Here is a 7,023-nt window from a genome sequence, read left to right as displayed (position 1 = left end):
CGGAAGCAAGCTTCCGTCAAGTCCGCTCGACTTGCATGTATTAGGCACGCCGCCAGCGTTCGTCCTGAGCCAGGATCAAACTCTCCAAAAAGATGTTTGACTTGCTCATGTTTTAAAAATAAGAATTAACTTACTGGCATGTTTTTGTTCAGTTTTCAAAGATCAATTTTTCTATCGTCTCTTTAACAGCGACTTTTTAATCTTACCACAAAGCTTTTTGTTTGTCAAAGCTTTTTTTGAAGTTTTTTGCGTCGCTGTTGTTTGTTGTCATCAGCGACGCTTATTAATATAACAAGGATTTTAAAAAGCGTCAATACTTTTTTTCAAAAAAGTTTTTTCACTCGTTTATGACACAATAATATCTGTGATAAATCCCCTGTCCCTTCGTTTCTATCGGCTTTACTTCAACAAAAGACTTTCCAACTAAGTATTCTAGTAAAACACTTAGATCAACGGCATAGTAGTTAACTTCCGGATGATTCAAAAGCTCTTGAAAGGCCCAGGAGTCTTTTTCTTTCAATATAGAAAGCAAATGAGCGGCTCCATTTTCTGTTTTCGAGTAGATTAGAAAGTCAATGGCAATAAAAAGGAGCTCCAGACGCTTCTCTAATTCCTCATCGCTTGTTAACAGCTCTTCATACAACTTATAAATCTCCGGCTCCATTTGTTTCACCTGCAGCCAGACGGTCACCTCGGGATAGAATCCATTTTCAATGACAGCCAGACGGGCCAGATGATGCAGGGAATGCATCACATGATTGTAAGCATCTAAATAGTGGCCGCTCTTAAAAAAGTCCCGGCCGTACGTCCACCTTCTAATTAACTTAGAAAATTCGATCGCCATTTTTATTTTTCGTCCAAAGAAAGGAAACTCTCTCATTTCCTGTTTTAGCTTATACACATATTCATTCCTGTCAAACAGCACCTTGCCATGATAAAGCCATTCGATGAACTTTCTGTTATTGCCAAGCAGCATCCATTCTTCCAGCTGCTTCTCCGTCACTATATAAAGAGCAGCTTTCTTTTCTTCATATACATAGTGTTTTATAAAAACGGGTGAATCTGCTTCTTTTACTATAGTAAGCAAAATCACATCAAATCCTTCTGTAAAGGATAACTCGCTTTCCTTTTTTTCTATGACGATTACGCCCATTGTATTCTGTTGGCTTGTCCGTTCCTGGTAAAGCGGACGAAGGATGTCCTCCATAGTCATTCCTCCAAACACGGATTTCTTCTGTCTCCATTATTTCGACAAATTAAGAAAGAATCCCTTTAAAACTTTTGAAATTAAGAGATTCTACTGCTTTTTCATTTATAAATTATGATATAGTTTATTTTTAGGAGGTTAAAGAACATGGCTAAAAATTATTCAAGTAAAATTAACCGGATACGCACATTCGCGCTCAGCTTAATTTTTATCGGCTTTGTCATTATGTATGTAGGAATTTTCTTTAGGCAATCCCCGTTCTGGATGACGTTATTCATGCTTCTCGGCTTATTATCGATCATCGCAAGTACGGTTGTTTACTTCTGGATCGGCATGCTTTCCACAAAAGCGGTACAAGTGGTTTGTCCGAGCTGCGGCAAACCGACAAAAATGCTTGGCCGGGTGGATATGTGCATGCATTGCAAGGAGCCTCTAACACTTGATCAAAGCTTGGAAGGCAAAGAATTTGATGAAAACTACAATCGCAAGAATAACTAAATCTGATTCCTTTGGTATCCTTAAATAAGCTTAACAATCCGTATACCACTTTAACATAACCAACAAAAAAGAATTGTTCGTCTGGCGAACAATTCTTTTTTAATGAACCTCTTTGCTTGATGTACATTCCGGACAGGTTCCGTACACTTCCATTCGATGATGGCTCACTTTAAATCCCGTGACATGCGATGCAAGCTGTTCGACTTCATCCAAGCCTGGATAGTGAAAGTCAACAATTTTGCCGCATTCTTCGCAGATTACATGATAGTGATCCGTCGTCACAAAATCAAACCGGCTGGACGCATCTCCATATGTCAGCTCTTTCACCAGCCCAACCTCACGAAATACGCGCAGATTGTTGTAGACTGTCGCTACGCTCATATTAGGAAATTTCCCTTCAAGCGCTTTATATATATCATCTGCTGTCGGGTGGGTCATAGATTGAATTAAAAATTCAAGTATCGCATGACGCTGAGGAGTAATCCGGACTCCGGTTGCTTTCAACGTATCCAGTGCTTCCTGTAGATGATTATGCTCATGAGACACCGCCATGCACCTCTTTTCATTATAAAAAGTATTATTATATTATAATCTTTACAAATAGTGTACTAATTTTTTCTGCACTTTGTCAATAAGAAAGAAGCCTTTACAGTACAAACCGACTATAAAGGTTCTTCCTTCTCTTGGCTAATATCCCTTTCCTACATCAACTTTATTCTCATAATCAGATCTGTTGCCTTTATACACTTCCAGGTTATGCGCAAATATTTCCATAGCTCGCGGCACATAGTTGCTCGTTACACTGGAAATATGAGGAGTAATGGTCACATTGTTCATCGTCCATAGCGGATGATCCGGCGGCAAAGGCTCCTCCGCAAAAACATCCAAATAAGCATGAGCAATCTCTTTATTGCTCAAGGCGTCCAGCAAGACCGCATCCTCCAGTAAATCTCCGCGTCCGATATTAATGAATGCTGCCGTTTGTTTCATCGCTTCGAAATGTTCTTTCTTCAGCAAAAATCTCGTTTCGTCTGTGCTCGGCAAGATAGAAACGATAAAATCCGCTTCAGGAAGCAGCCCAGGAAGCTTGTCCATGGTGTAAATCTCCTCAAAATAGTCATTGCTATGCCCGCTGCGGTTGACGCCGGCCGTACTCATCCGAAAAGCTTGAGAAAGGCGCGCGATTTCCGTACCGATCGCTCCTGTTCCCAGCACAAGCAAGCGCTTGCCAGCAAGCTCGCCTATTGGCAGCTTTTTATTCCATGTTTTTTCCTTTTGAAATTCCAGCATTTCCGGAAAGCGTTTCACATGATTCAACATATATCCAAGCGTGAACTCAGCCATCGGAATTTTATGTATCCCTCTGGCATTGGTAACGAGGATGTCCTTTTCTTCGATAGCTTCAAAGGGCATTTTTTCCATGCCGGCAGAGGCCACCATAATCCATTTCAATTGCGGACAATGATGAATGTGCTGTGCGGTCAAATCTTCACCGAATGTAACAATGACTTCAGCTTCCTGTAAATCTGCTGCTTCCTCTACAGATTTATAGTAGCTAAATGTCTCTTCAGGGAATGCTTCTCTTAACTGTTCCTGCAGTGCCCGCGGAGGCCGAAAAGTAAATACAATCTTCAATTCCCTCTCCCCCTGCTCCCTTACGATAGCTGCTCTTTAATAAACTGAAGCGCTTCTTCTACGTGTCCAGCTACTTTTACTTTTCTCCACTCTTTCACAAGCTTTCCATCTGAGTCAATAACAAAAGTAGAACGTTCAATTCCCATATACTCTTTTCCGAAATTCTTTTTCAGTTTCCACACGCCATACAGCTCGCACACTTCATGATTCTCATCAGCAAGCAGCAAAAATGGCAGATCATACTTATCAATAAACTTCTCATGGCGGGCGACCGGATCGGTGCTGACCCCTAAAATCACTGTATTCAAGTCACTGAATTGATCATGCTTATCCCGAAAGTCACAAGCTTGTGTTGTACAGCCTGGCGTCATATCCTTCGGGTAAAAATAAAGAACAACATTTTTCCCTTTGTAATCAGATAAACCTACCTTTTCTCCACTGTTTGCTGTCAATTGAAAATCCGGAGCTAATTCTCCTGCCTTTACGGTCATTCTTCTTCTCTCCTTTGTCTTTGATTAGACTCAGCTAATGACTGCTGCCGTCGGACGTTTTCTGCTCTTTCACGCGAACGATTGAGACATCAACAATCAATACTAACAGAGCCTGCTGCTAAAATAGATCAACCATAACCTTCATTGATCTGAATTCTCTTACTACTAGCGTAGCGGATGGGAAAAAATATGGCAATAATAATTAATCTTCATCCTTTTCCAGCATTGTCCGTACGACAAAAGCCGTTGGAATTGTATAACCGATCCACGCTTCAGTAAGGGCTACCCAACGCCCTGCCCCCTCCGGAACAATATCTCCGTAACCGACAGAAAAAAGCGTAATGCCGCTGAAATATAAAGAAGTAAAGAATTTGCCCCAAAAATGAAGAGCGCCCTTCTCTTCCCCTGCCCAAACAGCCTGTCCATTTAATTGCAATAAAGTATAGATTAAAGCAAAGCCGATCATGACCGTTAAGTACAAACAGCCGAAATAGAGAAAATAATGCAGCGATAAATAGCGGTGCCGCGGCTTTCCTGGAACAAACATTCCTTTGATGCTCATCGTTAAACAAAAAACGACGGCGCTGAAAATTACAGCAGTCATCCTTCCGCCTCCCTGCTGCTGCCCGTTTTTTTCTTTCATATATACGCCAAAAAGAATCTGTTTATGATCGGCGGACTTCCGTTGCTTAAACGCCAAGGCAAGTCTAAAATGTTATATGTATCTATCACAAGGAGGCCTATACATGCAACATACTAATTCTGAACAGCTTCATCAAGAAGCACTAAAGCACATTGTCGGAGGAGTGAATAGTCCTTCCCGATCTTATAAAGCAGTTGGCGGCGGCTCTCCTGTCGCTATGGAAAGAGGAAAAGGCGCTTATTTCTGGGATGTTGACGGCAACCAATACATCGATTATCTCGCTGCTTATGGACCGATTATTACCGGCCATGCGCATCCGCACATTACGGAAGCGATCAAAAAAGCCGCTGAGAACGGGGTCCTGTACGGTACGCCGACACCTTATGAAGTGACGTTTGCCAAAATGCTGAAAGAAGCGATCCCAGGCATGGATAAAGTCCGGTTTGTCAACAGCGGAACAGAGGCTGTAATGACGACCATCCGCGTAGCCCGCGCTTATACCGGCCGGGATAAAATCATCAAATTCGCCGGCTGTTACCACGGACATTCCGATTTAGTTCTTGTCGCAGCAGGCTCCGGCCCTTCTACGCTGGGCACTCCTGATTCTGCCGGTGTGCCGAAAAGCATTGCCCAGGAAGTCATTACTGTCCCGTTCAATGAAACAGAACCATTGAAGGAAGCATTGGAAAAATGGGGAGAAGAAATTGCTGCTGTACTCATTGAGCCAATCGTCGGCAACTTCGGCATTGTCGAACCGAAACCGGGCTTTTTGGAAGAAGTTAAAAAATTAACTCAAGAAGCCGGCGCCCTGCTTATTTTTGACGAAGTGATTACCGGCTTCCGCTTTACATATGGAGGCGCACAAAACTTATTGGGCATCACCCCTGACTTGACAGCTATGGGGAAAATTATCGGCGGAGGACTGCCAATCGGCGCTTACGGCGGCCGTAAAGAAATTATGGAAGAGGTTGCTCCTCTCGGCCCTGCCTACCAAGCGGGAACAATGGCGGGCAATCCAGCCTCTATGATCGCCGGTATCGCTTGTCTTGAGGTACTGCAAGAAGAAGGGGTATATGAAGAGTTGGACCGCCTGGGGGCAATTTTGGAAGAAGGAATTCTGGCATCTGCGGAGAAATACGGCACTCCAATCACAATCAACCGTTTAAAGGGAGCTTTAACGATTTATTTCACGACTGAAAAGGTCGTTAATTATGAACAAGCTGAAGCCACAGACGGGGAAATGTTCGGCCGCTTCTTTAAACTGATGCTCTCTCAAGGGATTCACCTGGCCCCTTCTAAATATGAAGCATGGTTCTTAACAACAGAGCATACAGATGAAGATATCGAGAAAACTCTTCAAGCAGTAGATTTTGCTTTTTCCAAGCTGCGTTAAGTGATATAATCGTCACCTAATACATTTATAACTGAGAAAGGAACCATTTCATTTATGAAGCTGGGTGCACGAATTTTTAAAACGGGAATTGCTATTGTTTTAGCTTTATTCGTTTCAACACTATTAGGCCTGCCTTCTCCGGTTTTTGCAGGCATCGCAGCAGTGTTTGCCATTCAGCCTACGATTTACCGCTCCTATTTAACTTTAATTCAGCAAGTACAGGCAAACCTTGTTGGAGCTGCCATTGCTATTTCATTTGTTCTTCTATTCGGCAATCACATTATATTTGTCGGTTTGGCAGCTATCGTCGCCTTGATCGTCATGGTGAATTTACGATTAGAAAAATCGATCGGGCTGGCACTCGTTACCTTAATGGTCATTATGGAGCTGCAGAGCGAACACTTTATCCAGTTTGCCCTCATTCGCTTTTTCACAATTATGATCGGAGTACTAGCCGCTTCAGTGGTGAATCTGATCCTTCTGCCCCCACAATACGAAACAAAGCTGTTCGGGCAGATTAACAGTGTAACTGAGGAAACGTTAAAATGGATCCGTCTGAGCTTGCGAACGGGCACAGATTATCACGTTTTGAAAAAGGATATCAGCAAGATCCGCGAACGGCTGATAGCTGTTGATAACCTTTATTTAATGTATAAAGAAGATCGCGGAACGCTAACGAAGAATCTCACTTCAAAAAAGCGGAAAATGGTTCTATACCGCAAAATGATCTTGGCTACCCGCAGAAGCTACGATATCCTGCGGCGAATGAATCAATTTGAAAACGATATTTCTCTTTTAACGCCGGATCTGCAAAAGACGCTTGTCGATTATCTTGATTCATTAATGAGCTACCATGAGCACTTGCTCCTGCGCTTTATCGGCAAAGTTAAAACAACGGTTGAAATAGATGATGTATTTGAGCTGTGGGTAGACCGCGAGCAGTTTATGTCGTTATTCACGGCTGAAATTAAATCAAACACTTCGGATGAGGCGAATTTCTCCATCCACTTGCTTCACCTTCTTTCTTCCGTACTGGAATACGGAGAAAACCTGGAACATCTTGACCATCTCATCACAAGTTTTTCAAAGTTTCATCACGATGACGAACTTCCTGAGTTTGAAGAAGGCGAATAAAAACCAGCTGCCCTGAGGCAGC

General features: G+C 42.7%; 8 protein-coding genes and 1 rRNA gene. 3 read left to right on the top strand and 6 right to left on the bottom strand.

What is annotated here, in order from left to right:
• Together B1A98_RS14575 and B1A98_RS14570 are read right to left on the bottom strand one after the other, a co-directional pair.
• Positions 1 to 91, bottom strand: a 16S ribosomal RNA gene (locus B1A98_RS14575); the annotation flags it as partial.
• Between the two features lie 246 nt (positions 92 to 337).
• Entirely contained in the window at positions 338 to 1,207 is an 870-nt protein-coding gene (locus B1A98_RS14570) for a nucleotidyltransferase-like protein (RefSeq protein ID WP_063383794.1), read from the bottom strand.
• A 147-nt stretch (positions 1,208 to 1,354) separates the two neighbouring features.
• Here B1A98_RS14570 and B1A98_RS14565 point away from each other — a divergent pair, with 147 nt between their 5' ends.
• Positions 1,355 to 1,705, top strand: coding sequence for a YgzB family protein (locus tag B1A98_RS14565; RefSeq protein WP_041101655.1), 351 nt, complete (start codon positions 1,355 to 1,357; stop codon positions 1,703 to 1,705).
• Between the two features lie 99 nt (positions 1,706 to 1,804).
• Here B1A98_RS14565 and perR read toward each other — a convergent pair whose 3' ends face one another.
• From perR to B1A98_RS14545, 4 genes are all read right to left on the bottom strand, one after another.
• Entirely contained in the window at positions 1,805 to 2,257 is a 453-nt protein-coding gene (gene perR / locus B1A98_RS14560) for a peroxide-responsive transcriptional repressor PerR (RefSeq protein ID WP_041101653.1), read from the bottom strand.
• Positions 2,258 to 2,392: 135 nt separating this feature from the next.
• Positions 2,393 to 3,340 (bottom strand): D-2-hydroxyacid dehydrogenase, encoded by a 948-nt coding sequence (locus B1A98_RS14555; RefSeq protein ID WP_063383793.1) that lies wholly within the window; start codon positions 3,338 to 3,340, stop codon positions 2,393 to 2,395.
• 20 nt (positions 3,341 to 3,360) lie between these two features.
• Positions 3,361 to 3,831, bottom strand: a complete 471-nt coding sequence (gene bcp / locus B1A98_RS14550; protein WP_063383792.1) for a thioredoxin-dependent thiol peroxidase — start codon at positions 3,829 to 3,831, stop codon at positions 3,361 to 3,363.
• 202 nt (positions 3,832 to 4,033) lie between these two features.
• Entirely contained in the window at positions 4,034 to 4,435 is a 402-nt protein-coding gene (locus B1A98_RS14545) for a potassium channel family protein (RefSeq protein WP_063383791.1), read from the bottom strand.
• Between the two features lie 142 nt (positions 4,436 to 4,577).
• Here B1A98_RS14545 and B1A98_RS14540 point away from each other — a divergent pair, with 142 nt between their 5' ends.
• On the top strand, positions 4,578 to 5,867 hold the full coding sequence (locus B1A98_RS14540) for a glutamate-1-semialdehyde 2,1-aminomutase (protein ID WP_063383790.1): 1,290 nt from the start codon (positions 4,578 to 4,580) through the stop codon (positions 5,865 to 5,867).
• Positions 5,868 to 5,921: 54 nt separating this feature from the next.
• Positions 5,922 to 7,001 (top strand): FUSC family protein, encoded by a 1,080-nt coding sequence (locus B1A98_RS14535; protein WP_063383789.1) that lies wholly within the window; start codon positions 5,922 to 5,924, stop codon positions 6,999 to 7,001.
• Positions 7,002 to 7,023 lie beyond the last annotated feature (22 nt).

It is taken from the genome of Pseudobacillus badius (assembly GCF_002189605.1).
Classification (GTDB): Bacteria; Bacillota; Bacilli; order Bacillales; family Domibacillaceae; genus Pseudobacillus; species Pseudobacillus badius.
Note: the sequence above shows the minus strand (reverse complement) of the source record. Positions and strands in the feature narration are given on the sequence as shown.